General features: G+C 55.1%; 20 protein-coding genes and 3 pseudogenes. 5 read left to right on the plus strand and 18 right to left on the minus strand.

Annotation, left to right across the window (positions count from 1 at the left end; genetic code table 11):
- The first annotated feature begins 217 nt into the window (after positions 1-217).
- Positions 218-1699, plus strand: coding sequence for an MmgE/PrpD family protein (locus tag H1Y61_RS22490; protein ID WP_180575387.1), 1482 nt, complete (start codon positions 218-220; stop codon positions 1697-1699).
- Entirely contained in the window at positions 1683-3194 is a 1512-nt protein-coding gene (gene mhpA, locus H1Y61_RS22495; RefSeq protein WP_180575388.1) for a bifunctional 3-(3-hydroxy-phenyl)propionate/3-hydroxycinnamic acid hydroxylase MhpA, read from the plus strand. Before H1Y61_RS22490 ends, mhpA begins: the two co-directional genes overlap by 17 nt.
- A 235-nt stretch (positions 3195-3429) precedes the next feature.
- Here the strand turns inward: mhpA and H1Y61_RS22500 are convergent, their stop codons facing one another.
- From H1Y61_RS22500 to H1Y61_RS22525, 6 genes are all read right to left on the minus strand, one after another.
- Positions 3430-4284 (minus strand): fumarylacetoacetate hydrolase family protein, encoded by an 855-nt coding sequence (locus H1Y61_RS22500; protein WP_180575389.1) that lies wholly within the window; start codon positions 4282-4284, stop codon positions 3430-3432.
- 59 nt (positions 4285-4343) lie between these two features.
- A complete protein-coding gene (locus H1Y61_RS22505; protein ID WP_235680983.1) occupies positions 4344-4841 on the minus strand; it encodes a carboxymuconolactone decarboxylase family protein in 498 nt (165 codons plus the stop codon).
- A gap of 67 nt (positions 4842-4908) precedes the next feature.
- The gene (locus H1Y61_RS22510; protein WP_180575391.1) at positions 4909-5754 is read right to left on the minus strand and encodes an SDR family NAD(P)-dependent oxidoreductase; all 846 of its coding nucleotides are present in this window, start codon (positions 5752-5754) and stop codon (positions 4909-4911) included.
- An 85-nt stretch (positions 5755-5839) separates the two neighbouring features.
- Positions 5840-6544 (minus strand): dienelactone hydrolase family protein, encoded by a 705-nt coding sequence (locus H1Y61_RS22515; RefSeq protein WP_180575392.1) that lies wholly within the window; start codon positions 6542-6544, stop codon positions 5840-5842.
- 1 nt (position 6545) lies between these two features.
- A complete protein-coding gene (locus H1Y61_RS22520; protein WP_235680984.1) occupies positions 6546-7301 on the minus strand; it encodes a carboxymuconolactone decarboxylase family protein in 756 nt (251 codons plus the stop codon).
- A 17-nt stretch (positions 7302-7318) separates the two neighbouring features.
- On the minus strand, positions 7319-8542 hold the full coding sequence (locus tag H1Y61_RS22525) for an acyl-CoA dehydrogenase family protein (RefSeq protein WP_234891081.1): 1224 nt from the start codon (positions 8540-8542) through the stop codon (positions 7319-7321).
- A gap of 338 nt (positions 8543-8880) precedes the next feature.
- On the opposite strand from H1Y61_RS22525, the gene H1Y61_RS22530 reads away from it, so the two are divergent.
- The gene (locus H1Y61_RS22530) at positions 8881-10050 is read left to right on the plus strand and encodes an MFS transporter (protein ID WP_235680985.1); all 1170 of its coding nucleotides are present in this window, start codon (positions 8881-8883) and stop codon (positions 10048-10050) included.
- Between the two features lie 419 nt (positions 10051-10469).
- Here H1Y61_RS22530 and H1Y61_RS22535 read toward each other — a convergent pair whose 3' ends face one another.
- The 5 genes from H1Y61_RS22535 to H1Y61_RS22555 are packed head-to-tail and all read right to left on the minus strand — an operon-like array spanning position 10470 to position 14783.
- The gene (locus H1Y61_RS22535; protein ID WP_235680986.1) at positions 10470-10970 is read right to left on the minus strand and encodes an SRPBCC family protein; all 501 of its coding nucleotides are present in this window, start codon (positions 10968-10970) and stop codon (positions 10470-10472) included.
- Between the two features lie 40 nt (positions 10971-11010).
- Complete coding sequence (locus H1Y61_RS22540; protein WP_180575394.1) at positions 11011-12396, minus strand: 3-oxoacid CoA-transferase; 1386 nt, start codon at positions 12394-12396, stop codon at positions 11011-11013.
- Between the two features lie 41 nt (positions 12397-12437).
- Entirely contained in the window at positions 12438-12860 is a 423-nt protein-coding gene (locus tag H1Y61_RS22545; protein ID WP_180575395.1) for a Zn-ribbon domain-containing OB-fold protein, read from the minus strand.
- Complete coding sequence (locus tag H1Y61_RS22550; RefSeq protein ID WP_180575396.1) at positions 12860-14011, minus strand: thiolase domain-containing protein; 1152 nt, start codon at positions 14009-14011, stop codon at positions 12860-12862. Before H1Y61_RS22550 ends, H1Y61_RS22545 begins: the two co-directional genes overlap by 1 nt.
- 16 nt (positions 14012-14027) lie before the next feature.
- Entirely contained in the window at positions 14028-14783 is a 756-nt protein-coding gene (locus H1Y61_RS22555; RefSeq protein WP_180575397.1) for an aspartate racemase/maleate isomerase family protein, read from the minus strand.
- Between the two features lie 221 nt (positions 14784-15004).
- Here H1Y61_RS22555 and H1Y61_RS22560 point away from each other — a divergent pair, with 221 nt between their 5' ends.
- Positions 15005-15862, plus strand: coding sequence for a helix-turn-helix domain-containing protein (locus tag H1Y61_RS22560; RefSeq protein ID WP_180575398.1), 858 nt, complete (start codon positions 15005-15007; stop codon positions 15860-15862).
- A 282-nt stretch (positions 15863-16144) separates the two neighbouring features.
- Here the strand turns inward: H1Y61_RS22560 and H1Y61_RS22565 are convergent, their stop codons facing one another.
- The 5 genes from H1Y61_RS22565 to H1Y61_RS22585 all read right to left on the minus strand — a co-directional run bounded on the left by H1Y61_RS22565 (position 16145) and on the right by H1Y61_RS22585 (position 22874).
- Entirely contained in the window at positions 16145-18472 is a 2328-nt protein-coding gene (locus H1Y61_RS22565) for a TonB-dependent receptor domain-containing protein (protein WP_180575399.1), read from the minus strand.
- A gap of 200 nt (positions 18473-18672) precedes the next feature.
- On the minus strand, positions 18673-19308 hold the full coding sequence (locus H1Y61_RS22570; protein WP_180575400.1) for a flavin reductase family protein: 636 nt from the start codon (positions 19306-19308) through the stop codon (positions 18673-18675).
- A gap of 51 nt (positions 19309-19359) precedes the next feature.
- Entirely contained in the window at positions 19360-20649 is a 1290-nt protein-coding gene (locus tag H1Y61_RS22575; protein WP_180575401.1) for an acyl-CoA dehydrogenase family protein, read from the minus strand.
- Between the two features lie 642 nt (positions 20650-21291).
- Positions 21292-21933: an NADPH-dependent F420 reductase gene (locus H1Y61_RS22580; protein ID WP_180575402.1), complete on the minus strand. Its 642-nt coding sequence runs from the start codon at positions 21931-21933 to the stop codon at positions 21292-21294.
- A 74-nt stretch (positions 21934-22007) separates the two neighbouring features.
- Positions 22008-22874: a helix-turn-helix domain-containing protein gene (locus H1Y61_RS22585; protein WP_235680987.1), complete on the minus strand. Its 867-nt coding sequence runs from the start codon at positions 22872-22874 to the stop codon at positions 22008-22010.
- Positions 22875-23148: 274 nt separating this feature from the next.
- On the opposite strand from H1Y61_RS22585, the pseudogene H1Y61_RS22590 reads away from it, so the two are divergent.
- A pseudogene (locus tag H1Y61_RS22590) lies at positions 23149-24500 on the plus strand (IS3 family transposase).
- 147 nt (positions 24501-24647) lie between these two features.
- Here H1Y61_RS22590 and H1Y61_RS26755 read toward each other — a convergent pair.
- Together H1Y61_RS26755 and H1Y61_RS22595 are read right to left on the minus strand one after the other, a co-directional pair.
- Positions 24648-24814, minus strand: a pseudogene (locus H1Y61_RS26755) (IS6 family transposase); the annotation flags it as partial.
- Between the two features lie 128 nt (positions 24815-24942).
- A pseudogene (locus H1Y61_RS22595) lies at positions 24943-25452 on the minus strand (IS6 family transposase); the annotation flags it as partial.
- Positions 25453-25673: the final 221 nt, after the last annotated feature.

Raw genomic sequence — 25673 nt, forward strand, 5'->3', positions numbered from 1 at the left:
AATTGGATAAATCTCACAATATTAGATTAATTGACATTTTCAAAGGGGCATGCCAAACCTTTTAGCGTCGCTGACGCGTCGCGATCTCACTCTGGGGGGAGTTCATGTTTTTCCGCGGTCATAAAATCAATCTGGCTTCAATGCTGGACGCAGCAGCATCCGTCAGCAGATGGCAGCCAAGCCAAGCTTTTCAAGAACACGCAAAGGGAACCCATCAATGACCACGTTGATTGACGACGTTTCCAAACGGATCGCTTCAGGAGCACCCTTTCGGCAAGATCCCCTTGTTTCGCAGGGCCTGTCTATCCACGTCCTCGACACTATCGGTGCATGGATTGCGGGGCGTGCGACACGAGAAGGCCATCGTCTTTCACGGCTCAGAGATGAGAAATCCCAGTCATTGGCACCACTGACGCGCTCAACACTGGACACGATTGCACTGAGGGTCGCCACCGCACGGCTGAGCGAGGTGGACGATGTGCATATGCCCTCATGCACAACGCCGGGCGCGATTGTGGTTATGACGGCTTTGTCTTTGATGGCCGATCTGGCGGATCGTGCTGACACCATTCTGTTTATCGATGCACTCCACGCGGGATATGAGATCATGACCCGCCTTGGCGAAGCGGTGTCCGGTCCTGATATCTTGCACACGGGGATCTGGCCCACCTACCTGCTCGCACCGGTCACAACGGCCGCAGTCACCGCAAAGCTTTTGGGCTTGGATTGGGAACGGACAGCGCATGCCTTGGCCATTGCGCTTTCCACGTCGAGTGGAAGGCCGGGAGGCAGCGTCAGTGGCGGGGTGGTTGGTGGCGCGGGAACCTCTGCGCGTTGGCTGCTCGCGGGCCTTGCCGCAAAAACGGGCTGCATCGCCGCCCTCAGTGCCTCGAAAGGCTTCAATGGCGATAGAAACTTCATGGATGGAGAGTGGCCCGCCCGAAGCCACGGCGTAACATTGGAGAAGGATATTCTCCTGAATGTCTTTGAAGGTCAGGCGGCAGTCCTTGGCACCAGTATCAAGCCTTATTGCGCAGCCAAGCACGCCATAGCCGCCATCGACGGCTTTCAAATGCTTCTGAAACAGGGTGTTCCGCTTGACACTGTGACCAAGGTTGTTGTGAAAGCCCCGCCCGTGCATGCTGGCATGATTGGCCATCATGATGTCAGTTTGAGCCGCCTTTCTCGCATTACCAGTTGCAGCTATAATCTAGCACTGGCGGCATTTTGGCCGGATAAATTGCTCGATATCGAGCGAACCGATGCCGTGGCTGACCCAGCGGTGGTGGAGTTTGCAAAAAAGGTGGAGGTTGTTGCCGATCCTGAACTGGCGCACCAATGCCCTCAGAATTACCCCGCGAGCATCGATCTTTTCATCAATGAGAGGATTATTGCTTCAATTGCCATATCGGACGCCCTCGGCGACCCCGCCAAACCCTTCGATCTTGATTTGGCACGAGGAAAATTTCGCCGTCTCGCGCGCGGCATCATCCGTGAAAGCCTGGCGCTGCACATCGAGCAATGCTGTCTGGACTTGAACAATCCAACGGCTGGGCCGGAACTGGCGGCGATCATGACGGAGATAGACAATTCACTGACACCCAAAACGGTGGCAGACCATGACAGGGAAGACATGCAAAACGCCGGAATGATATCGGCCGCAGAACTGGAGAGGAGAGATTATGGTAAGGTCAGTTGATGTCGTCATTGTAGGGTTGGGTCCAACAGGTGCCACCTTGGCAAACCTGCTGTGCAGCATGGACCTGACGGTATGCATCGTTGAGGCCGATGAAACGATGTTTACGCTGCCGCGTGCGACCCATTTTGATGGGGAGGTGATGCGGGTGTTTCAAACAATCGGGCTTGCAGACAAGATCAAGCCCGACACACACGTCAATCCCGGCATGACCTTTATCAACGCACAGCACGACGTCATCCTGCACTGGCCGCGTCCCGCCGAAGTGGGGCCGCAGAACTGGCATGGAAGTTATCGCTTTCACCAACCGGCGCTGGAAACCGTGTTGCGGGAGGGCCTCAATCGCTTCCCGCACGCAAAGGTGTTGTCGGGCTGTGAAATCGTTTCACTCAAACAGGGCGAAGACGGCGTTGTAGCACAATACCGAATGCGCAAGACTGGCGAGACCGCATCCGTCAAGGGGCGGTACCTTGTTGGATGTGACGGCGGACGATCACCTGTTCGTGGCATGATCTCGAGCCAGCTTGAAGACCTCGGAAGCCATGAACGTTGGATCGTGGTCGATCTGCTGATGAACCGGGATGTTGACGGCCTGACGGACGGTACGGTTCAATTTTGCAACCCGGTGCGCCCCACGACCTTCATGCGCTGCGTCAAAAATCGACGCCGGTGGGAATTTATGGTGATGCCCGGGGATGATCTTGAACAGCTTCTGACACCTGAGGGTATTTGGGGTCTTCTGTCACCTTGGCTCACACCCGATGATGGCGAGATCGAGCGTGCGGTGACCTATTTCTTCCACGCTGTCATGGCCAAGCCATGGCGGGTGGATCGCGTGCTTCTTGCCGGAGATGCCGCGCACCAGACACCACCTTTTCTTGGTCAGGGGCTTTGTGCTGGCATCAGGGACAGTTCCAATCTCGCCTGGAAGCTCGCCCATGTGATCAAAGGCATGGCATCGGAGGCGCTCCTCGATACGTATGAACTGGAACGAGCACCACATGTTCGTAAATATATCGAGAATGCCATACAGATCGGCAGTATCATTCAGACAGTTGACCCTGAACTGGCACGCGAAAGAGATGAGAATCTGGCCAAGGGTGGGCGGTTTATCACCTCAATCAATGCGCAACTCGGCGCGGGACTTCATGGATCGGAACCACTCCCGGCAGGCATGATTTCTCGGCAACCGATCCTGACGTCCGGTCGCCCGCTAGACGACGTGGTCGGCAATGCTTTCGTGGTTCTTGGTGCGAAGGATGTGCTGGACAAGGTATCGAAAGACACACGCAGGCGATGGGATGATGTCGGTTTGATCTGCCTTGCTGATGAGGGCAGCGACTATTTGGCTGAGATTGGTGCGATGGCCATTATCATTCGGCCCGACCGTTACATTTTGGGGATCGCCAATAGCCCGCAAGACCTTGATCGTATCTCAGAATTGCTTCCCACTCAGGCCCGGCAGACAGAAATGACGGGGATAGCCGCTCAAGGGTAATAGCATTCTTGAGGCCGTTCAGCGTCACCGATCTGGATGCTGAACGGCCTCGTTTTCATTGGATCAGGCTTTAAATCTGGATCGGATAAAAAGGAAATTATCAAACGACTATAAAGCATGATAGCGTTGGCACGCTCGATGGCGCGCAACGCTATCATAGAAAATAGATAAGCCTTGCTCTGGCGGTATCGAATATGGCGATAAGGCCGTATTCGATCATTGTCCTCATAGGATTTTATAGCTGTTCTGCCTTGATCGAATTGCGCAAGATGCCAATTTCGGAGATCTCAACTTCAACAATGTCTCCATCCTTGAGGAACAGTTGCGGGTTGCGGCGAACGCCGACGCCACCGGGCGTTCCCGTAACAATCACATCGCCCGCTTCCAAGGGGGTAAAGATCGAGCAATACTCGATAATTTCCGGAATAGAGAAAATCATCTGGCTGGCGTCTGCGCTCTGGACTTCTTGTCCGTTGACGCGTGTCTTGAGATGCAGCGGTGCATTGTCAGGAATTTCACCACGCGTTGACATCCAGGGGCCAAAACCACCCGTTTGATACCAGTTTTTACCCGGCGTCCATTGCCCTGTGTGTCCCTGCCATTCACGAATGCTGCCGTCATTGTAAGGCGCATAGCCGGCAATATGGCTCCAGGAATCGGCTTGCGATATCCGGCGACCAGGCTTGCCGATGATGATTGCAATCTCCCCTTCATAATCGAATGTGTGGGATTCGGGCGGAGCCACCAAAGGCTGCATGTGGCCAATCTGGCTGGCTGGGAAACGCGCAAAAACCATCGGCTTCTTGCTGGGGTCTCTGCCAATTTCAGAGCGGTGCGCCTCATAATTCACGCCAATACAGATGATTTTCGGCGGGTTGGGGATGACCGGAAGAAACGTAATATCCGTTAACGCATAATCCGGCTTTACCCCGACACATGCCGCTTCAAGTTCGCGGAGGGCATCTGCTTCAAGGACCGCCAGAAGATCTGCATAGCGCCCTTCAAACTTGCGACCAAGATCGATAACGCCGTCATCAATGACAGCACCGAAGCTTTTACGGTTCTGGATTTCAAAACTCAGTAGTTTCATGTCTTACGCACTCCTGTTTGTACCGGTTCTGGGATTGAGCACTCACCGTTGACCGGCAATCAAAGTCTTCCGGTCGCGGGGAGTGGAAACTCCTCCAGGAACGGCGCATATTCTGGCTCCAGATCAATCTCGATGGCCGCCATGACGCGAACGAGACCGATATATTCGCCGATGGTGACCAGCAGATCCACAAGGTGCTCGCTGCTGAGGGCTTGCGCGAGTTGATCGAAACGCTCCCCGGAGAGCGTGATGTGATCGGTGAGTTCTCTTGTTGCCGCCAACACGACCCGCGCCAGCGGCTCCAAGTGGGTCTCGCCACCTTCACTTTCCACGCCGATCGCCCGGATATCGTCCCGGCTCACCCCAAAGGAAAGCGCCACATCAACATGATGCGCCCATTCATAGGCAGAGCGGGTGCTGTAGCCGACTTGCAAGATCGCCAGTTCGCGAAGACGTGGGTTCAATCCACTTTGATGGCGGAAATACATTCCTCTTGCTGCAACAAGGTTCGCCAACACAGGACTATGCGCAACGGCCCGCGTAATATTCGACGTCATGCGCGGGATGTTGCGATGCTCGGGCTGAAGATCCTCCAATTTCAAATATTTTATGCGTCCCATCGCCTTACGCCCCCAAGCTTCGTTTTGTCTCGCCAACAGCCTCGGCCACGATCGAAGCGGGATCATAACCGGACGATGCGAATGCGATGAGGTCTGGCTGATAATTGGACTGCGAGCAGATCAGGAAGGCATCCCGCTCAAGGCCTTCAATCAAGACCTTTGCGGCATGTTCTGCCGGCACACGCACAGTGCGTCGCGTCGGAACACCGATGGAAAACTCTTCTGGTGCAGGCATTCCCGGCGGCGGGGTTGGCGAGACGCCGCCTGGCATCTCGGCGGTTGCCGTAATACCGGGGCAGAAAACCGAGATGCCGACACCGGTCCCGCTTAGGGCATGCGCATAGGCATAGCTCATTGAAAGCTGGGCACCTTTGGAGGTGATATAGGGGCCCATGAAGCGGATCGGTGGATCAGGAAGCAGCGCCAATGCAGACGAGGTGTTGACGATGTGGCCCGCGTTGCGCTCCAGCATTCCCGGCAAAAAAGCCTTGATGGTGCGAAGATAGCCCAGCACATTGACATCGAATGCGGCTTGAAACTGATCGAGACCAACGTTCAAAATTGAGCCGGTCACCGGAGGCTTGGCGGCGTTGTTGATGAGGATATCGACCACACCGCAGCGGCTTTCGACCTGTCGCTGCAAGTCAGCGACTTCCTGATCGTTGGCGAGATTGCAGCGGAAGGCTACCGCCTTGCCGCCGGGCACCGACTTGGCCGCTTCTTTCGCGCCGTCCTCGTTGATATCCACGATAACAACCCGGGCACCCAACTGGCCAAGGCTTCGTGCAGTTGCGCGACCGATACCGGTCGCGGCACCCGTTATGAGTACCAATTTGCCATCGAATTTCATCAGTTGCATCCTATGTTACAGCTATAGCCTATTGTTTTTGTTTGTCTTTTCAGGGAGATCGGAGTCCACTTTTCCTTGACAAACTTTAGGCAGCCGGTGTTTCACCCAGAAGGGAAATGAAAGCGCCCCATGAGCAGGCATCAGCCTTGGCGTCATAACCAAAGCCGGGGCCAGCCTCATGAATATCTGGATCGGTGAACCCGTGACCAACACCCCCGAAGAGGCACAGTTGGTAGTCGACACCTGCGGTGCTCATGTCCTGCTGGAAGCCGTGTATTTGGCTCATCGGCGAAAAAGGGTCGGCATCACCGACACAAACCATCAGGGAGGTCTTGATGCCTGCCGCACCCCGCTCGCTCGTCAATGCACCATGAAAGACGGTTGCGCTTTTGACCGGAACACCCCACCGGGCCAGTTCAAGCCCGCACCAGCCACCGAAACAATAGCCAGCGACAGCGATAGCTCCGACATCCAATCGGGCGGCGTCAGAGAGGGCTTTCAACCCGGCTTCGACACGCGCCAGCAACAGATCGGGCTGCGCTTTCAGTGCGCCCACCAAGGCCCGCGCCTGCGCATGCTCTTTCACCAGCTGCCCTGCCCCGTATAAATCTGCTGCGAAGGCGTGATAGCCAAGGCTCGCCAGCATGTCGGCGCGTCTGCGCATATGAGGTCCGAGCCCAGGGGCTTCATGCAGCAACAGAACGCCGGTTTTGGCGGCGCTGTCTCCCGCCGCATAATATCCGATACATTTTGTATCTCCGGCGTCATAACGCCGCTCAACACCCCGCATCTCACACACCTCCCCGTGTTAAGCTGTTGATGATCGGCAGGCCAAAAACCATGGCGTGAATGCCCATGCTCGATATCTGTTTGCACACATCGAGCACTTCCCGTGCGCTTGCTCCATGCTCCAATGCTGCCCGCACATGTTGACGCACGCCAACCGGATTGAGTTGGGTGACCTGCGCATGAACCGCAAGCGCAATCAGATGCGCCTCTTTCATCGACAGTGTTGCATCTGGACCCCGTATCGGGGCGGCCGCGAAATTGAGCCAGCATTGATAGAATTTCGGATCAAGCTTTATTCCTGCCTGAACCTCGTCCAATATTGCCCCGAAAACGGCGAGATGCTCCTTGCGCACCATCGTCGCAGACGGCTCATCGACAACAATCTCACCGGGCGCGAACTCGGCAATTGCTTCAGCGGCGAGCAGATAAGAATGAATGCCCATCGCACTGACCGTCGCGACCACGGAAAGAAGCTCCGAAGGGCTAGCCCCCAAATCCAGTGCCTGCCGGGCGTGGTTTTTAAACCCCTTTTCGAACATATGCGTGGGCGAACAATTCGTTGCCACATAGATCAATTCGCGCAGTTTTGGCGATATCGATCCTTGCTCGTCGGAATAGACGGAGAAATCGAGATAGGCCGCAACATAGGCTGGGGAATAGGACAGCATAGCTTCCCAGTCATCATGCCAGTGACCACGCCGACGTTTAAACTCCGCACGGATCCAGTCTGGATCGAGCGACGACCCTGCTGATGTCAAGATGGTCTCCATAGCAGTCAGAACGGGCTGAGCGGGGCAAGCCCGAAGTGAAGGCGTGCAGCGTTGACGGCCGTGCGCGACCGTTGCTGAACAAAATGGGTTTTCTGCACCGCCGCATCTCGATAAATACGGGCGAGCATGGATTGCTTGGCCCCGGTGCTCGTGCCCGCCGTGGTGAAGATGATTTCCAACCCGTCCCAAGCAAGGCGGCAGGCCTCCTGGGCGGCAGCAAAGAGCCGTCTGTCGGTCTCTTCAGTAAAACCTTCGCCAGTCTCCTGATGCAGGCTGCACGCTTCCAGATAGCGTTCCGTCACCTTCAAGAGAAGCGCTTCGGCGGAATCGATCTTGGTTTGGGCATCGCCATAATATTGCTGGAACTCATGGCTCTCGTACAAACGCTGCTTTGATGAGAAGCGCATCGGCTTGTTGCGCAAGATGTCTTCGAAAATATCGAGCGCACCCTTTACAGCGCCGACCACGACCGCACCCAGCTCAATCACAAAATACGATGCTTTGCGGCCGTTATACATTGGGTTTGCATGCACCGCCGCGCCACGCTCGCCGCGCCACATGACGATGGGAGCGGTACGATATTCCGGCACAAAAACATCCTTGACGACCAGCCGACGAGAGCCGGTGCCCTGCATCCCAATCATGTCCCAGTTATTGACGATTTCATAATCAGAACGGTCAACCAGCATCAATCGGGGCGTCATGCTGCCGTCGGCTTCCGGTGTCAGACCACTGACCATTGCATGGGTCGAGACATCGCAACCTGATGCATAATCCCAACCGCCGCTGACACGAAATCCGCCCTTTTCAAGCGTCACCGGAACTGGCGACCCAACCGAGGGACACCGATAATCACCGTCATCGCCATAGGCTTCGATCTGTGCCCGTTCGCTGAAATCAGCCAGCATGATAGGATGGCCTGACACAAGCGCCAGAACCCAGCCGCTTGAAGGGCAGCCGCGGGCGATTTCCATCATCACCTTCACGTAAGTGGTCAGGTCAAATTCGTAGCCACCGAAACGGCGCGGCTGGACAACACGATAAAAACCAGCCCGCATGAACTCCTGATGGGTAACCTCCAGCAGGCGCCCACCGGCCTCGGCATCCGCCTGGCGCGCTCTGAGTGTGCCGATCATGGCCGTCGCTCGCGCGATCATCTCATCTGGCTGCAAGTTCGGCTCCGGCGGCTCCAATCCAACAGTTTCGAACTTTCGCTCAACATTTACCATTAACGCACCTCACCCTCCGCATGAGCCCTCGCAATTTTAGCGAGCACTCTCCTGAGGATGATTTGAAACCCGCCATTGGCAATCGACAACAAGGGTCAAGGCCATGTCCGGTATGTGTACACGGATACATCTGCCGGACGCCTGCGTCAGCCAAGATGTAGGGTGCTGCTGAAGGCTTTAGTGTTCAAGTCACGCAGTTAAATGGTTAATTGCGCCCGTCTCCGATATTCGGAACGTTCTCGATATCAAGAGGTCGCCCAATGAGGCTGTTTCCATTTCATTCCACACATCCTCGGTATGGCCGAGCCATCCTGGCCGCATGCTCGCTTATCCTATGCATGAACGCGGCGTTTCCCATCTACGGTGCAAGCGTGATCAACACGTCCATGGTCACATCGCTGGGCTGGGATCGCAGTCTCCTCGGGCTGCTCGTGTCCGTCAACATGGCCGTTACCGGCATTACAGCGCCGCTCGTCGGTTCCGCAGTCAATCGCTTTGGTGCGCGCCTCGTGCTGATCGCAGGCAGCCTGTTGCTGCTGCTTGGAGCGAGCGCAATGGCTTTCTGGGTTGAAAAGCCGTGGCAGGTCGTCGTTGCATTTGGCATCCTCATGGGATTGGCCATGAGTGCTGGTGGTTTCGTTGCCAATCAGGCTTGTGTCGCAGCCTGGTTTGATAAAAAGCGGGCTCGGGCCTTTGCGGTGCTTTATGCCACAATGGGCGTTGGCGGTTTTGTTGCGGCACCGCTGATCAGTCGGTCCATTGCCCTTAGCGATTGGCGCGCCGGATGGCTGGTCTTCATCGGTGCCGGAGCCCTGGCTTTGTTTCTGGCAATCTTCGTTGTGCGCGATACGCCACCGGGCGCAAGCGGTGCCGATGTTGCGAAATTCGCACAATTCGACGCTTCAGGAGACCAGAAGGGATCGGTCTATAAATCGCCGGCACTGTGGCTGGTGATCACATGCATTGTCACGGCTGGTGCCGGATGTTCATTCTACATCGCCCATGGCTTGGCGCTTCTGCATGATTCCAGCTTTGCCCCGACGGATGCAGCAGCATCACTATCCTTGATGGCCGCCTCGACCTTGCTGGGCAACTTCGCCGTTGGAGCTTTCAGTGAGCGTTTGGGAACCCGCAATATTCTCGCGGCTGGCCTCCTTGTCTTTGCTTTGGGTATATTGACACTCGGTTACGCTCATAACTCAATCATGCTCTATGCCTATGCCGTCTTGTTGGGCGCGGGCTATGGTGCGGTGCAGGTAAGCTCAATGGCCCTGCTGAGCGAAACCTTTGATTCACGGCATTTTGCTGCGGTCTCCGGCTTTGCGATTTCAATGATGACGATCGCAAGCGCTGTCGCGCCAATCGTTGTCGGACAGTTGTTCGATCACACCCATACCTATATGCCAAGCGTCCTGACCATTGCAGCGCTGAATGGTATTGCCGCAGTGCTGATGGCAACCAATCGTCGGGCTTTTTTGTCCGGCACCCCCCAGGTACACGCCACCTAAATGGTTGAGGGGCGGCGCACGCGCCCGCCCGGCCTCACAGGCGTGGTGACGCACTCGTAACGGGATCAGGTTGCGATGAAAGAACAGGAGAAGGTCGACGGTGGCGAAAGCCAGGTCGGCCTTCTCCTGTTTGGGCAGGCCACTTCCACGGAACCCTATTCTGCTGAGTGCCGACACAACCCATGCCAAGCAAACTGCTTGAAGCCTCGGCACCGCAACCGTGCTTGATACCCCATCCGACCTTCATTGGTTTGCCGCTTGCTCCGAGCATTTCGAGGTGCTGAATGAACATCTGCGTCACTCTTTGACGTTTGTCATGGACCATCCAAACCCTATCGCCGCATGTCATCCACAAAGAAAAACCGCCGCTCTTGCGAGCGGCGGTTCAAATGACCCGGTATTGAAATTCTGCTCAGATCTCAGGCTTCTTCAAACTTGTCCTTCAGCCCCTGCAAGGCACCGGAGATGTCACTGCCAATTCCCTTTTCTGCCATTTCCTGGATCGCACTCGGCACCTCAACGGCAATACTATACTCAACTTTAGAGCCCGCACCTGACTCACCCACAACGAATGTCGCCAGAAAACCTTCGAGCTTCGGCGCACCGGGTGGCAGATCCTGGTTCGGAACCATTTCGTAAGCAAGTGTGCGCTTTTCATTGTCAAGCACAGCAATGCGGTCAAGAACAGTGTTGCCGCGCTTCATCTTGACAATGCGCTCACCCTTGGCTGGCCCCGGAGCCGTGGATTCAATGTGGGGTTGCCAAGCATGAAAATTGTAAAAATCGCTGATGAATGTCCAGACTTCCGCAGCGGGTGCCTTCAACTCGACTGACTGAGATAGTTTCATTGTCTTCTCCCTTGTTATTTCCGTTCCGGAACGAAACGGAAGATTAAAAAAATCGTCCCCACCTTTGTTCACACCACCGCCTGATGCCGACCCAATGGCGGCATCAGGCCGCTCACATCACCTCGAGTGATTGTGCAAATGTGATGTCGATCGGTGTCAGCGCACGAATTTCATCTGGCGTGAATCCTTCTGCAATCGCAGTCACTTCAAAGCCATTTCCCTGACGCACCAGCAGCGCAAGGTCAGTCACCACCGTATCGACACACGCAAGCGCGCTGAGCGGATAGGAACATTCGCGCACAAATTTTGGCTTACCCTTGCCATCGCAATGTTCCATGAGAACGATAACCTTGCTCCCGGAAGATGCGAGATCCATAGCGCCGCCAATGCCCCCACCGGATTGGCCCGGTACGGCCCAATTGGCGAGATCACCCTTTTCACTGACCTGATAGGCCCCCAGAAGGATCGCCGACAGCTTTCCTGATCGCGCAATTTCAAAGGAGGCTACGCTGTCGAACAACGCACCACCGGGTCGCATTTTGATGAAGTTTCCTGCCGCATCGAAAAAATCGACATCAAATTGCGTAGGATCCTGCAGCAGATCGTAACCGAGAGCCCCATTCTCCGCGTGAAGAAAGATGGATTTGTCCTGCGTGTGCCCAGCAACCAGCGTGGGCAGGCCTGAGCCAAGATTGACATAGGCACCTTCGGGCAAGAGTGCAGCAGCACGCTTTGCCATATTCGTGCGGGTTAAGGCTGGTTTGCCGAAATATTCCCGCCCGCTCTCAGGCGCACGGCGGCCCATACGGCCCGCAGGGGCCGGATATTTGGCAACCGTCTGCACGACGCGCGAAACAAAAATACCCGGCAAGCCGACGCGTTCGGGCGAGATTTCGCCAGCTTCAACAATGTGCTCCACCTCAACGATGGTCAATTTCGCCGCCCTGGCAAAGCTGGCATGAAAATGCGCACTGCTGCCGCGAAATTCGACATTGCCGAAACGGTCAGCGCGGTATCCACGGATCAGCGCAACATCAACGGGCAGAGCATGTTCGAGAACATAATCCCGCTCGCCAAAGCGCCGTACTTCCTTGCCCTCCTGGAGAGGAGTTCCGACAGTGACGGGGCTATAGAAAGCAGGCAAACCGGCACCCGCCGCCCGCAGTCTCTCCACGAGAATGCCCTGTGGCACCATTTCAAGTGCAATCTCGCCTGCCGCAATCTTTTCCTCTTCCGGCGAAGGCATGCCCGGGCGGACGGAGAAAGACAGAACAAGCCTGCTTACCTGACCGTTCTGCACCAGGATCTGCGGGCGAAAATCGCCTCCCGCCCCCAGAGAATTCGCGATGATGGCGAGATTCTTGGCCCCTTGTGCCTGCAACGCCAACACCAGGCTGTTGGGATAGGAATGGCCAACGCCAAAGCCAGCAATTGCAATCGATGCGCCGTCCTTGATATCCGCAACAGCGTCACTGGTACTTTCGAAGACCTTGTTCAATGCCTCCTCCTTCCACTACATCTAAAATTGAATTCGGCAAATCAGGCCGGTGTGAATCGTGGGAGAGCGGTGGCGTCGCTGCTATTGTGAAACACGACCTTTACGCGCTGACCTATGCGCAGCGTTTCCCGGCTATAGTCGACGAGGTTACTGAGCATGCGCACGCCCTCATCAAGGTCGATCAGCGCAAGAATGTAGCCCGGCGTCTCACGATAGGCACCCTCACCTTTCATGACTTCCGTGAAGCTATAGATTTCGCCCAAGCCGGACGCTTCACGCCAGTCAAGCTCAAAGCTACCGCACGCGGTGCAGAATGCTTTTGGATACCAAACCGGCTTCGCACAATGCGTACAGAACGGCAGCAGCAACTTGCCTTTTCGGGCATTCGTCCAGAACGGTTCTGTTTCCGGGAAAACCACCGGCACAGGAATGGGAAGCGCTTGCACTTCTTGACGGTCTTCCATTATGCGTCCTCCTGACCCAATACCAGCGTAACGCTGGCGTGCCGCGACATGCCGCCGCCGGTTCCGTGCGCCAGTGCTATGGTGCAGTTTTTGACCTGTGTATTTGGATTGGCTTCGCCCCGCAGCTGGCGCACCGCTTCGATGGTTCGCACCATACCGCCTTGGTAGCCCGGATGGTTGTTGCAGAGGCCACCGCCATCGGTGTTGATCGGGAGCAGGCCATCAAGCCCCAGCGCGCCGCTGGCAACGAATGCGCCACCCTCACCTTTCCCGCAAAAGCCGAGATCCTCCAAAGTCATGATGACGGTGATGGTGAAGGAGTCGTAAATCGAGGCATACCGAACGTCTCGAGGGCTGACGCCCGCCTCAGTGAATGCACGGGGTCCTGAAAGCGCCGCTGCCGTGCTGGCAAAATCGCTTGGGCCATCTCCACCATGCCGGATCGCTTCGGCATGACCCAAAAGCTTGACACTCTGGCGCTTCAAGCTTCGCGCGATTTCAGGAGCAACAAGAACAAGAGCGCCGCCACCGTCAGTCACGACGCAGCAATCGAGCCGATGAAGGGGGTCCGCAATGATTGGTGAATTCACAACATCGTCGATTGAAACGAGCTTGCGCAACAGCGCATTTGGATTGTGTTGCGCATAGGCCGCCGCCGCAACTTTAACGGCGGCGAGCTGTTCTGCTGTTGTACCGTATTCATGCATATGCCGACGCGCAGCCAGCGCATAAATGGCCGCATTGGTTTCGCCATAGACCGTCTCGAAGGGAAATTCCGGTGTATCCGCCGTATGTTTGGCACCGCGAAGGACACCCCGCACCTTGGCCCCTTGCGTGATGAGGGCAACCTTGCACTTTCCTGCGGCAATGGCAGCAGCGGCATGGCCGACATGCGCCATATAGGAGGAGCCCCCGGTAAAGGTGGAATCGATGTAATTCAATCTCAGGCCGAGATATTCGGCCATGGAAATGCCGCCGAACCCCAATTGGCCATTGCTGAAATAACCATCCACGTCTTTGATGGACAGGCCCGCGTCGCTAAGTGCGCCCATCGCACATTCTGCATGGATTTGCTGCACGGAATGGTCAGGCAGATTGCGGCCCGGATGCTCGTAGGCCCCAACAATGAAGGCCTTGCCACGGATACTCATGTCATTTCCCCAATGTTTACGCGGGCAAGTGTTTGGTGAACAAACGACCAAAGGCCTCGGGGCTATCGTTCAGCCCAGCATTGCGCAGGCACCACCAGAGCATTGCCTGATTGCTGGTCAGCACCGGCACACCAAGATCACACTCAAGCGTCGCGACGATATCGATGACGCGGATGGCCGTGCAGCTGAGGAAGTAAACGTCGGCACCGCAACCTGCATTGTCCAACGCCCAGCGATACCATTGACCCGGCTCCACCGATGACATCGCCTTGCCTTCGTCAAGGTCGCGCCCCACAGCGCGGACCACTTCAAAGCCGTGATGCTCAAGGAATGCCGTCTCGCGCTCGACGACGGAGGAAATGTAGGGGGTAATCAGCGCGATGCGCTTCGCACCGAGCGCCTTAAGGCCCGCAACCACGCCGTCTGCGGTGCTGGTCGCAGGCCGCGCCGCAATCTTTTCGATCCGCTGGCGCAGCATATTTCCCATTTCCACGTCGAACGTCGAAACGGCCGTGCAGTTGAAGACAATGCGATCGACCCCAGCGTCGCACAGCAAGGGAACAGCACCTTCGATTTGCCCCGTCATTCCCAAGAGTTCTTCACGGCTACTGCCTGCGAGCTTGAGCCGGGTCGTGAGGAGTGAAACCCCCTCCGGAAGCATCCGCGTCAATTCCGGCTCAGCCACCGGGTTGCTCGATGGCAACAGCATGCCCAAACTCAGACGCCAGCCATACCCTTTGCCCCGCCCCGAATTGGTTTCTGCATTTGCCATGTTCGCTCCCTTGATTAGGCATGCGCTTGATGGCGCACCAATGGGCGTATTTCTGACCGTGGCACGGCCCAGAGCCAACTCCCATGTCGCGCTCGTCCGCCTGGTGTCTGACCCATCCAATCCACAAAAGTTACCGTTATCGGCACCGTGCGCTCTTGGGCGCAAAGCATATTGACAGACGTTAAAATGAGTGACCAATTTGACGCGGGAGGAATAACAACATGTCAGAAAACATCAGAGCTTTGTCCCGTGGACTCAATGTGCTTGAGTTTCTCAGCGAGACCGGTGGCGCGACCAGACAGGCCACCGTTGCCCATTTCGGGCTCTCGCGACCCACGATCTATCGTTTACTCGGTACCCTTGAAAAAAGTGGCCTTATCTCGCTTGGTGACGATGGTGTTTATCGACCGACCATTGCCACACGCGCCCTCAAGGAAGGGCTGACGGATGACGTATGGGCGCTCTGGGCGGCTGAGCCCATTCTGCTCGAGTTACAAAAGGAAGTGGTGTGGACCAGTGAGATAACCACCTTCGATGCGTACAGCTGTACAATGCTCAAGCGCGATACAACCCACTCACTAAACCCCTATCATATCAACCTGCTGGATTTTGATGACAACCACCGATCAATGCTGACAAGTGCATGCGGTCTTGCCTATTTGGCCTTCTGCCCCCAACAACAGCGGGCGCAGATTCTCGAGCATCTCGGACATTTTGGCGATCGGACCCATTCCGATAGTCAGCGGCCTGATAGCCAGCGGGGTGCCGGTGCCCACACTCGAAATTTGATCAACAAAGTTATTAGCGACGGGTACGCTGTCGAGCAACGAAACTCGTATCCACTGATCGCGGCCATCGCCGTTCCCATTCGTTATGACAATCGTGTGCTTGCATGTCTGAGCATTGTTTGGCTTCCGCGAGCTGTAAAGCTGCAGGATGGCATCACTCAGTTTTTACCGGCTCTCAAGCGAGCACAATCTTTCATTGAACAAAAGCTCCTGGACGATGCCTCAATTGAGTATGATACGAATTTTACCGCCAAATATGTCCATCATGGGCAACAGCACGAGCTGATTTAATCGAAATCCTATCCGTTTATTTTTTAAGTTTCAGGCAATAATCGAGGCAAGACACAAAACCAAAATCGTCGTCCGACGGTAACCCGGACGACGAAAAATAGTCTCTCGGAATGCGAACATTCAGCAATCAGAAGCTTATATGAGGAGGCTTTGGGCCGCATTCGTTATCGAAGCGTGCATGTCCTCCCATGCAGGAAAATTGGTGTAACGTCCCGCGGAAGTGCACTCAGCTCACGTTGAGAATGCACTTTCCGGCGTGTCAAATTGCGCTCTTTACAACCGTCAGAATGTCACCCGAAGCCCGGCATAGAAGGCGCGACCGTCGCCGGGAATGTAACCCATCGAATTTGTCAGGCCCAAACTGGGGATGGAGTTGACTTTTATAAGCGCTGCCATTGCATTATATTTCGTATCGAAAACATTGGTTATGAGCCCGAAAATTTCAGCATTGTCACTGAGCTTGTAGCTCGCATTCAGTGAAAGGAGCGCATAAGGGTCTGACTTTTTGAGCGTATTGTTTTCGTCAAATTGAGCATAGCTTCCAGCAACTCCCGTACCCAAAGCGCCAATTTTCAAACGATCATTGACGGCATAATCGACACTCAAGTTCAATATCTGGTTTGGGATGTTGGGCATTTCCGAGCCCTTAGGGACAGTGATATTGCCCATTGCATCTGCAGAGGGATTATCCGAACTGAATTCCGTAAACTCCTTTTCGAAGGTTGATTTTTGCAGGATGTAGTCAAGGCCGATCGTCCAGGGACCGGTTTCCAGGGCCGCATTGAAACGAACGCCCCGGCGCCAGCTGTCTCCTACATTGCTGAACATCGGGCGTGTTTCACGCAATACCAGCCAATAGGTATCCGAGGTCATCTGCGAAAACAGCCGCACATTCCATGAGAGGGTTGCGTCGCCGAGTACGGTGTTTTGTCCGCGAAGGCCAGCTTCGAAATTGTTCGAGTGCGTCTGCAAAAGCGGTTCGTCGGCTATCGGGAAGTTGGGAAACGCACAGGTTGATGCGAGATTGCTGCACATCGTCCCAAAAGAAGTAGGAGCCCGGCTTTCGCGGTTGTAGCCGGCATATCCCACCAAATCACTGTTGAACTTGTAGGTGAGGCCGATTGACGGATCGACGCTGTAGTAGGTTTTGTGCATGTTCAGATCATAGTCGTAAGTGACGTTCGTTGCCGAACCGTTGTAGCGATTGAGGTCTGAAACGTTAAACCGCAGCGCACTGCCTACCGTCAGCCGATCCGTCACCGCGAGCTGATCTGCAGCATAAACCGAGAAGTAAAGCGCTCGCAAATCTGCCGAGGTTGTCTGATAAACTCCCTGGTCATTGGTGTAGACATAGTCGCTGGTATATTCACCCAGGCTTCTAGAAACCGTACCCGAGGTCGTCGATCCATCAAGTGCGGCCCCAATGACGAAATCGTTCGCTCGCCCCAACAGGGTATCGCTGACTCGTCCCTCGAGTGATGCACCGTAGGTGTAAGCGTCTTCACTGTAATTGGTAAGCGATGCGTAACGGTATGAACTGGAATATAATGGAAAACGATTACCATTCAGGGTGAGATAGGGCGAGCCCATCATGTTGCAAAGTGTCGCTGCGTTGTCGGCGCAGGATTGCGGGGTTTCACCATCGGCCCATTGCTTGGTCCGTGACACGTGACCAATGTAGGCTTTGCCATTCACGTTCCAACCTGAGTCCGTCTCATGTTCGCCAGAAAGCTGTATCTTCCATCGTCTGTCCGTGTCGCCGCTTGGCGCTATGAAGGAACTTGAACGGTCCTTCGCAAGCATTTCGGCCGGTGTCAGGCCGTTGCCGGAGGACTTAAGGTCCTGGCCACTCAAGGAAAGGTGCAGGGCTGACGTCTCATTTCGCCAACCAAGGTCACCATAGAATTCGTACTGTTTACTGTCGGTATTATCACGCCAGCTCGGATCCTGGACTCTGCTACCGGCGAAATAGGTAGAGAAATTGTCTTTGGAATTACCGGTCTGGACGGTCTCGCGATTGCGCCCGAAGGACCCTCCCATGGTATAGATTTCTGTGCCGATATGATTGAAGCCGTCCGGAGCCGGGCGCGGTTTGGCCAAGTCCCCAAGGCCAATCAGAATTTGATCCGGCTTCAGCGCTCCAACCATGCCCGGTGGCATCACAAAGATCGGATTGATGTTGCCCACCGCCGGAGGTCCACCAAGCGGAGGGCCGAGATTGAACGATTTACGTGGCACGATCATTCCGAAGGGCGGCGGCGGCAATCCATCTGGCCCAGGAGCCGCTCCCGGACCGGCACCCGGCCCCGGCCCTTGACCAGGGCCTGGTCCTGCTCCGGAACCGGGGCCCTGGCCTGGAGCTGCACTTGGACCCACACTTGAACCATTGTCCACCAGCGTCAGATCCGGGCAAGTCTTGGTGTTGGGATCTTTCGAACGCTTTGTCTGGTCACCGCCGGGACAATCAAGCCTCTGCGCGTCCGTCGTTGGATTTCGGTTTGTCTTTGCTATTTTAACTGCGCCATCCTGTGCGTAGGCACCCGCGCAAACCATCACCAAAGTGAGGGCACAGCAACTCGCAGCAAGACATAAGCCTGCCTTTGAACACATTCCTTGTCCTCCCCAAGTTATGCATGTCGTTTTTTGGAAATAGCTAATCGTTGACCCGCTCCCATTCGGGCCTGCATCCATCAACGATGACCGATCAGGGGTCGTGCCCTGATCGGTGACGGCTTTCAGAGTGTGAAAGCGATCAAAATTACACGATTATTCCCTTTGAATTTTGCGGCTTGCTCCCTCCCGCAAGCCGCTCAAGGGCAACGATATTCACGGCTACAGTAAACGAGAGCCCGTGCTCCTTCAGCTTCACTGACCTCGTCAACTTCTGCGATAATGAGCATATGCGTGCCAACAATCTGGGTGAAGCTGACTTGGCAATGGAACACCGCGGTCGCCTCATTCAATTCTGGAATCCCGAAGTGGCTGGTCTTCCAGTCGCCCATCGCGAATTTATCGGGCAAAAATGTCCCGAAACGGCCTGCAAAGGCATCGGCTATGGGGATATGCTTGCGTGCATTCAGAACATTGAGAGTGAAATGGCGGTTTTTCTCGAGGGCCTGACATGTGCGTGATGACTGGTTGAGGCAGATCATCAGGGTCGGTCGGTCTCCATCGGCAGAGACGGAACTCATTGCTGAGATTGTGACGCCCGCACGCCCTGCCGGGCCATCGGTGGCAACAATAGAAACGGGAGCCGCAACCCGTCCCATGCCAGAGATGAATTTCGCTTTCAGAGCAGCTTTTTCCTCGGCTGCGGTCAGCCCGCCTCCACTTGTCACCGCCGAGGTGTCTATCTGCTGTGGTTCTGATGTCCAGTCCGTTGCAGGAAGAACACTTTTGGTGTCCGCTGCAACCTTATCATTGTTAGTGTGAACGTGATGTTGCATACCCACCTCCCATTGAGTTTCGCGTGCGCCTGTTTTCCAATTCTCGGTTGCTTACGGGCGGGGGGCTTGCGGTCCTTCTGGAAATTTCCGCGCAGCCAACTGCATGGCCGTTTTGTCGAATTGCAGGCCGGGATTGGTGCGCGCCATGGAAATGTCACGGTAATAGCGCTGAAGCCGTGAGCCATTTTTCGCTGAGGTGCTCGTGCCGGCAGCACTGTAGAGGATCTCGACCGCGTCCATCGACAGATGCGCTGCATGCTGCAACCCTGCTTGAATGCGAAGATCGTCGAACTCCGTATAAGCGCTGGGGTCCTTCACGCCACGTTCGCAATAGTCGAGATAGGACCGAGTGCCGGCTGCCAGAGCATTGGATGCCATTTCGAGCATGCCCAGCGCGACGCCATAGGGCCGATGGAAGTCCGGCACACCCGGCATCGGAGGCCCAAATTTAGGAGCCCCTGCCCGCAGTCCCACAATCCGTTCGAATTCGTCTAGCGCAGCAAAGCCGACGCCGACCAAAATTGAGGTGATCTCCGCCTGGAAAAAGCCGAACATACGGCCTGAATACATGGAGTTGCCGTGCAACTTGTAACCTTCGGTGCCACCATCGATATTGACGGCGAAAAAGTTTTGGCGAACCAGCAGAGCCTTTGGTATCCATTGCTTGTCGATGCGAATGCTGTTTGAGCCACTGGCGCGCATGCCGATGAAGTCGCGCCAGTTGTCGATCATCTCCCAGCCAGACCTTGGAACCATTGCAATTCCGAGTTCAGACGGTCCGTCTTTCGCTGGACCCGCGATGCGAACGCCAACGATCGCATGTGTGCTATAGGGTGAACCGGAGCAATAATCCCAGGTTCCGTCAATGATCCAACCGTCATCACACTCCGTGGCTGTCCCCCCTGGTACGCCGCGTGCCGGGGCTGCAAATTCGCCGTCATCGCCAAAGATAATGTCTTGGCCAGCCTTATCAAACAAAGCTGCAGCATTCACGGCATGCCCGGAAGCAAGGCAGAGACACCAGCCAGAACCGGGGCAGCCCCGTGCAATTTCGACGATGACACGAGAAAAGACGGTCAGATCAAACTCATAGCCGCCATACATCACAGGTTGCAGGATTCGATAGAAACCGGCCTTGCGAAAACGCTCATGCATTTCAGGAGAATATGTGCCTCGCTCTTCTGCATCGGCTTGGCCGTCGAGCAAAAGCGGCCGTAAGTCAATGGCTCGCTGTATGATCTGCTCTGGTGTGAGGCCGGGTTCAGGTTGCGCCAAAGGCGTCACCTGTTTTTGAGTGCTCTTTGTGGCGAGTACCACGGTGCGTTCTTTGGCAGCGACCACGTCTGAATGCTCCTTATTTTGAACTATTCATTCATCGTGTCAGGCTGACTCAAGACGAACAAGGATCAGACAATGTACGTCCGTCGTGCGTACAAAAATCGATTGTCAAATATAAATATATATAAAAATCAATAGGTTGAATCTATAGCTGAAGAGCGCCCAAGTATGGTGAGCGGGTGTCCCATGCTTGATGTATGGCACAGCGCCATCCTGTTCAAAGCGCAGGGTCAACTGGTCTAGATTTGCGTTTGGAAAGGTGTGTTGCTTGCGGTTCTGGGCGAGTTCATGGACTGATCACTGCCCACCCTTGGGGCGCGTTGACCAAGGGCGCCTATGCGCTGGCAACATATCATTCTGGTCAATATTGGTAGATGACCGAGGATCTCGCACTGGTAATTAAGGCTGGAATATTCAAATTGTGTGCGACCTGTAATATCGCACGATGCTCTCCGTCGAAACGAATGTCGCACACAATCCTGAGCCGGAGGCGGCTCTCTCTCGGGAAGAATAACAGATTTTATACAAGGACTCGAAGAGATCGACGCATCCTCGTCTTGCAAAATTCCGAATATCTCAAATGCATCAGATGATTAAGATATTCAAAAGTGGAATACGAACAGTCATGTTCTCCGTGTCTTCGTATTAGACAAGCGCAGCTTTTGTTTCAGCTTCGGCTTCAGCGGGTGTGTATAGTTTGAACTTGTTCGTCAGTGGGCCACCCATGGCAATGAGCAAGCCGCCTTCGTCAATCGCGCCAAGATCAATCGGTGTTGCCTTCAGATCCCGCATCAATTGCGCGACTTGCTTCTTTGCCTCCGCATCTGCGCCAGCCAGAAAAAGCACGCTTTCATCCCCAGCGGGAGGCAGTGTTTTGTCGAACACAGGGATCGGCTCATGATTGAAAGCTTTGACCAGCTTTGCACCGGGTAGATAACCCGCGACGAGTTCACTGGCGATTGCATCGCCGATGCCGATGACATCTTCGGGCTTCGGGCCGAGACGATTGTTGGTGGCATCAATCACGGTTTTGCCGTCCCAGGGCAGGCCAGCTGTGGCATCGGCGATTTGTGGCCACCGGATTGCAAGGATAATAATGTCGGTGGCCAACACCATGTCTTTGCTGGTGGCTGCGCTGGCATTTGGGCCGAGTTGAGAGACCAAATCAGCCAATGTTTCAGGTCCACGCGAGTTCGAAAGAATAACCCGCCAGCCACCGGCTATCGCTTTTGGTGCGAGCATCTGTGCGAGGCGACCTGCCCCAAGAAATCCAAGTGTTTTGGTCATGCTTTGTCCTTCCTCTGAGCCAATAGGGGCCGCCCACGAAGGAAACCCCTCGTGGGCGGGCCATATTGATGCAATCAAGCAAGGGCTAGACTGTGAGGCAAGCGATCACGCGCTCCCGTCCGCAGGGTGTATGTTTCAGGGAAGCTTGTCGAGCCCAGCGCCGGTCGTGCGAACTGTTCGTGGAGTTGAGCTTCGATCCGGTCACGCGTTGCGAGCAATGGGTCACGTATCTGATCCATTGCGTCTTCAATCGTGAGCATATTGGCCCGCCAGACAACGTTCATGCAGGCAAGTACCTTCCCATTCAAGCGAATGGGTGCAGCAAGGCTGGCGCATCGCGGGTGCGGTAGTTCGTTGCAGGCGCTAACACCATCACGACGACCCGTTTCAATAATCTCCTTAATGAAAGCGCGATCGCGCGCGCCCTTATCCTCAGATGCTGATGACGCATTCAGAGCGCAAAGAATCGACTTTAGCTCGTCATCCGGGCAGTGACTGAGATAGGCACGGCCCAGCGGGCTCATCAGCATGGAACGCCGATTGCCGACCATTCCGACATCGCACGACATGGGACTGATGCGATGTGTGGTTCCCTGGATGATCATTGCAGCTTTGTGGTAAACAGCAATGTCCGACGGCCAAATGATCTCCGATGTGAGTTCAAGCAGTGCTGGCAAGGCGATTTCATCAATCCAATTCAGCCGAACGGATGACCTGTTGCCCGCCAATCGCTGCACGCCAGAGCTAAGACGATATTCGTCTCCGAGCTGACTGCGATAGACCAAGTTGAGTTCGCTCAGCGTTTCAAGAATTCGATGGACTGTAGGACGTGGAAGATTGACGTTTTCAGCAATCTCCGGCGGTGCAGCTCCTTTAACCGTATTGAGGTACTGCAACACGTCTATACCGCGCTCCAGTGCCCTGATGCTTTTGTAAGTCATGGTCTCCTCCCATTTGACTTTTTTGGAAAACATGCTCCTCGCTCTATGCATTGTCAAACCTGTCAGATATCGAGGAGCGCCGCTCATTCGCCTGCCATCGTCGGCGCTTTACCCGCGAATTCACTGGATTTTCCACCCGTGGCTTCGAGTAGCGGCGTTGGTTCGCCAGGCGGACGGGAGAAAAATGTCCGCCATCAGCGCCTTTGAGACAAATGACTGGTAATTGAGAAGGGAGGATTTCTGGTTCATCGTAGCCCTATCAAAGGAAGCGAAGATGAGACAGAAATCCGGGCCGCAGAAAGCAGCGGCCGAACAGGTCATCAAGGATATCCGGCGTGCGACGCGCAAGCACCACTCGGCGGAGGACAAAATCCGCATCGTGCTGGAAGGCCTGCGTGGCGAGGACAGCATTGCCGCGCTGTGCCGCCGCGAAGGCATTGCCGAGAGCCTTTATTATAGCTGGTCGAAGGAATTTCTCGAAGCTGGCAAGAAGCGCCTGGCTGGCGATACGGCGCGTGCTGCCACCTCTGATGAGGTCAAGGTTCTTCGCCGTGAGACCCGCGATCTGAAGGAGGTCGTGGCTGAGCAAGCGCTGGAACTGCGGCTTCTCAAAAAAAGCATGATAGCGGATGGGGGCGACGAGGAATGAGATATCCCGCCTCCGAGAAGCTTGAGATCATCTGGATCGTCGAGCAGTCACACCTGCCGATCAAGGCCACACTCGACAAGCTCGGTATTCCAAGACCCACGTTCTACCGCTGATATGATCGGTTCCTGACCCATGGTGTCGATGGACTTGAGGATCGGCATTCAGCGCCGTCTCGGCTGTGGAACCGCATTCCCGACGATGTTCGCAGCCGGATCATCGACATGGCGCTGGAGCAGGCCGAACTGTCGCCGCGCGAGCTTGCCGTTCGCTTCACTGATACGGAAAAGTATTTTGTATCAGAGGCTTCGGTCTATCGTCTGCTCAAAGCCCATGATCTCATCACCTCGCCGGCCTTCATCGTCATCAAGGCCGGCGACGAGTTCAAGGACAAGACGACCCGGCCCAACCAGCTCTGGCAAACTGACTTCACCTATCTCAAGGTCATTGGCTGGGGCTGGTTCTATCTGTCGACCATCCTGGATGACTTCTCGCGATACATCGTCGCCTGGAAGCTGTGCACCACAATGAAGGTCGAAGACGTCACCGATACGCTCACGCTGGCGTTGACGGCCTCAGGATGCGACACGGCGAGAGTCGAGCACAAACCACGCCTGCTATCTGACAATGGCCCATGCTACATCGCTGCCGATCTTGGCGATTGGCTCGAACAGCGATCCATCGAACAGGTGCATGGTGCGCCGGGCCATCCCCAGACCCAGGGCAAGATCGAGCGCTGGCACCAGACGCTCAAGAACCGCATTCTGCTGGAAAACTATTACTTCTCGCAGGACCTTGAGGCCCAGATCGCAGCCTTCGTCGATCATTACAATCATCGCCGATATCACGAGAGTCTCAGCAATCTGACCCCGGCCGACGTCTACTTCGGACGCGGCAATACCATCCTACTCGAACGCGAAAGGATCAAACGCGACACCATCAAACAGCGCCGCTTGCAACATCGTCAGCGAGCGGCTTAAAACAAACATAACGACGGACCAGAAACTCCGATCTTCGCAACGCCAATCTGTCTCAAATCTTTCGCAGACGGACAGTTGGACATGTGCCATCGGTTTTGTCGCAAACTTTTGGCATGGTCGCAGAGAGAGGGCTATCCCAGGGCACAGTTATGCGGCGAGTGCGGAGAACTGTTTGAATGCCGATTGGCCACTGGCGGGAAACTGTTGTTTGCGGATCATATGGGCGACTTCGATGCCGTCCAGCGTCGATGATGCGGACCGAAAGGTTTGAAGCCCTTCATGGGCCGGGTCGGCTTCTTGATGAAACGATGATCTTATACGAAAAATCATTGAAAATGACTCTTCGTATTCCCTTTGAAAATATCACAAGCCTCTGATGCATTTGAGGTATTTTCAATTTTTCAAGTCAAGGATGCGTCAGCATCTTCGAGACTTGGTATTACTCAGTCATGTTGTTGAGATGTTTGACTTGGCAAATCTCGATCAGCCAGAACCAACCGTGCAACAGCAGCAGGAGGTTCATGTTCTGCAGTGCTGCCAAATTCGCCCACTCTTGTCGATCACGACTTTGTCCGGCCAGCCATTGTTCTCGATGGTGTGGGCGAAAAAATCGGTAGCGGGGGCCTCGTTGCGATGCTCAGATAGCATGAAATCAAGGGTTTGCCGTGCTTATCAATGACGCTATAAAAATACACCCATTTGCCTTTGACCTTAATGTAGGTCTCATCCATTCGCCAGGAGCCAATGGGTTTGGATTTGCGGGGCTTCGCTTGAAGGGCAATCAGCGGCGAGTATTTCACGACCCATCTATTCAGTGTCGCATTGTCGAGATTGACACCGCGTTCAGCCATGATTTTTCAAGGTCGCGGTAGGAAACCGCATAGCGGACATAGAAAAACACGGCGTCTAAAATCACTTTTTTCGGATAGTGACTGCCTTGGAAATCGACCATGACCGCACAACTCTGCCTGCCTGCTTTCTTCAGGCTGCATCTGCCGCATGATCATCGAGGCTGCAAATCAACCGGAGATTTTGTGACAAAACCTTCAGTTGCGCCGTGACTAAGCCTTTACGCCGAACCTGTCTGGCGCGATCGAGGCGGGTGAAACCATCAAACGCGCCGGCGGGCCCGACGGCAACGATGTGGCGTTGAACTGAAAGACTCCTGGTAAA

This window comes from Agrobacterium vitis (assembly GCF_013426735.1).
In the GTDB taxonomy this organism is placed as follows: Bacteria; Pseudomonadota; Alphaproteobacteria; order Rhizobiales; family Rhizobiaceae; genus Allorhizobium; species Allorhizobium vitis_D.

Bases quoted from the DNA above. Each gene is read 5' to 3' on its own strand.
- H1Y61_RS22510 (WP_180575391.1), bottom strand. From the start codon at position 5,754: ATGAAATTCGATGGCAAATTGGTACTCATAACGGGTGCCGCGACCGGT.
- H1Y61_RS22515 (WP_180575392.1), bottom strand. From the start codon at position 6,544: ATGCGGGGTGTTGAGCGGCGTTATGACGCCGGAGATACAAAATGTATC.
- H1Y61_RS22565 (WP_180575399.1), bottom strand. From the start codon at position 18,472: ATGTGTTCAAAGGCAGGCTTATGTCTTGCTGCGAGTTGCTGTGCCCTC.
- H1Y61_RS22490 (WP_180575387.1), top strand. From the start codon at position 218: ATGACCACGTTGATTGACGACGTTTCCAAACGGATCGCTTCAGGAGCA.
- H1Y61_RS22550 (WP_180575396.1), bottom strand. From the start codon at position 14,011: ATGAGTATCCGTGGCAAGGCCTTCATTGTTGGGGCCTACGAGCATCCG.
- H1Y61_RS22545 (WP_180575395.1), bottom strand. From the start codon at position 12,860: ATGGAAGACCGTCAAGAAGTGCAAGCGCTTCCCATTCCTGTGCCGGTG.
- H1Y61_RS22505 (WP_235680983.1), bottom strand. From the start codon at position 4,841: ATGACGTCGAATATTACGCGGGCCGTTGCGCATAGTCCTGTGTTGGCG.
- mhpA (WP_180575388.1), top strand. From the start codon at position 1,683: ATGGTAAGGTCAGTTGATGTCGTCATTGTAGGGTTGGGTCCAACAGGT.
- H1Y61_RS22560 (WP_180575398.1), top strand. From the start codon at position 15,005: ATGTCAGAAAACATCAGAGCTTTGTCCCGTGGACTCAATGTGCTTGAG.
- H1Y61_RS22555 (WP_180575397.1), bottom strand. From the start codon at position 14,783: ATGGCAAATGCAGAAACCAATTCGGGGCGGGGCAAAGGGTATGGCTGG.
- H1Y61_RS22530 (WP_235680985.1), top strand. From the start codon at position 8,881: ATGAACGCGGCGTTTCCCATCTACGGTGCAAGCGTGATCAACACGTCC.
- H1Y61_RS22585 (WP_235680987.1), bottom strand. From the start codon at position 22,874: ATGACTTACAAAAGCATCAGGGCACTGGAGCGCGGTATAGACGTGTTG.
- H1Y61_RS22525 (WP_234891081.1), bottom strand. From the start codon at position 8,542: ATGGTAAATGTTGAGCGAAAGTTCGAAACTGTTGGATTGGAGCCGCCG.
- H1Y61_RS22570 (WP_180575400.1), bottom strand. From the start codon at position 19,308: ATGCAACATCACGTTCACACTAACAATGATAAGGTTGCAGCGGACACC.
- H1Y61_RS22580 (WP_180575402.1), bottom strand. From the start codon at position 21,933: ATGACCAAAACACTTGGATTTCTTGGGGCAGGTCGCCTCGCACAGATG.
- H1Y61_RS22500 (WP_180575389.1), bottom strand. From the start codon at position 4,284: ATGAAACTACTGAGTTTTGAAATCCAGAACCGTAAAAGCTTCGGTGCT.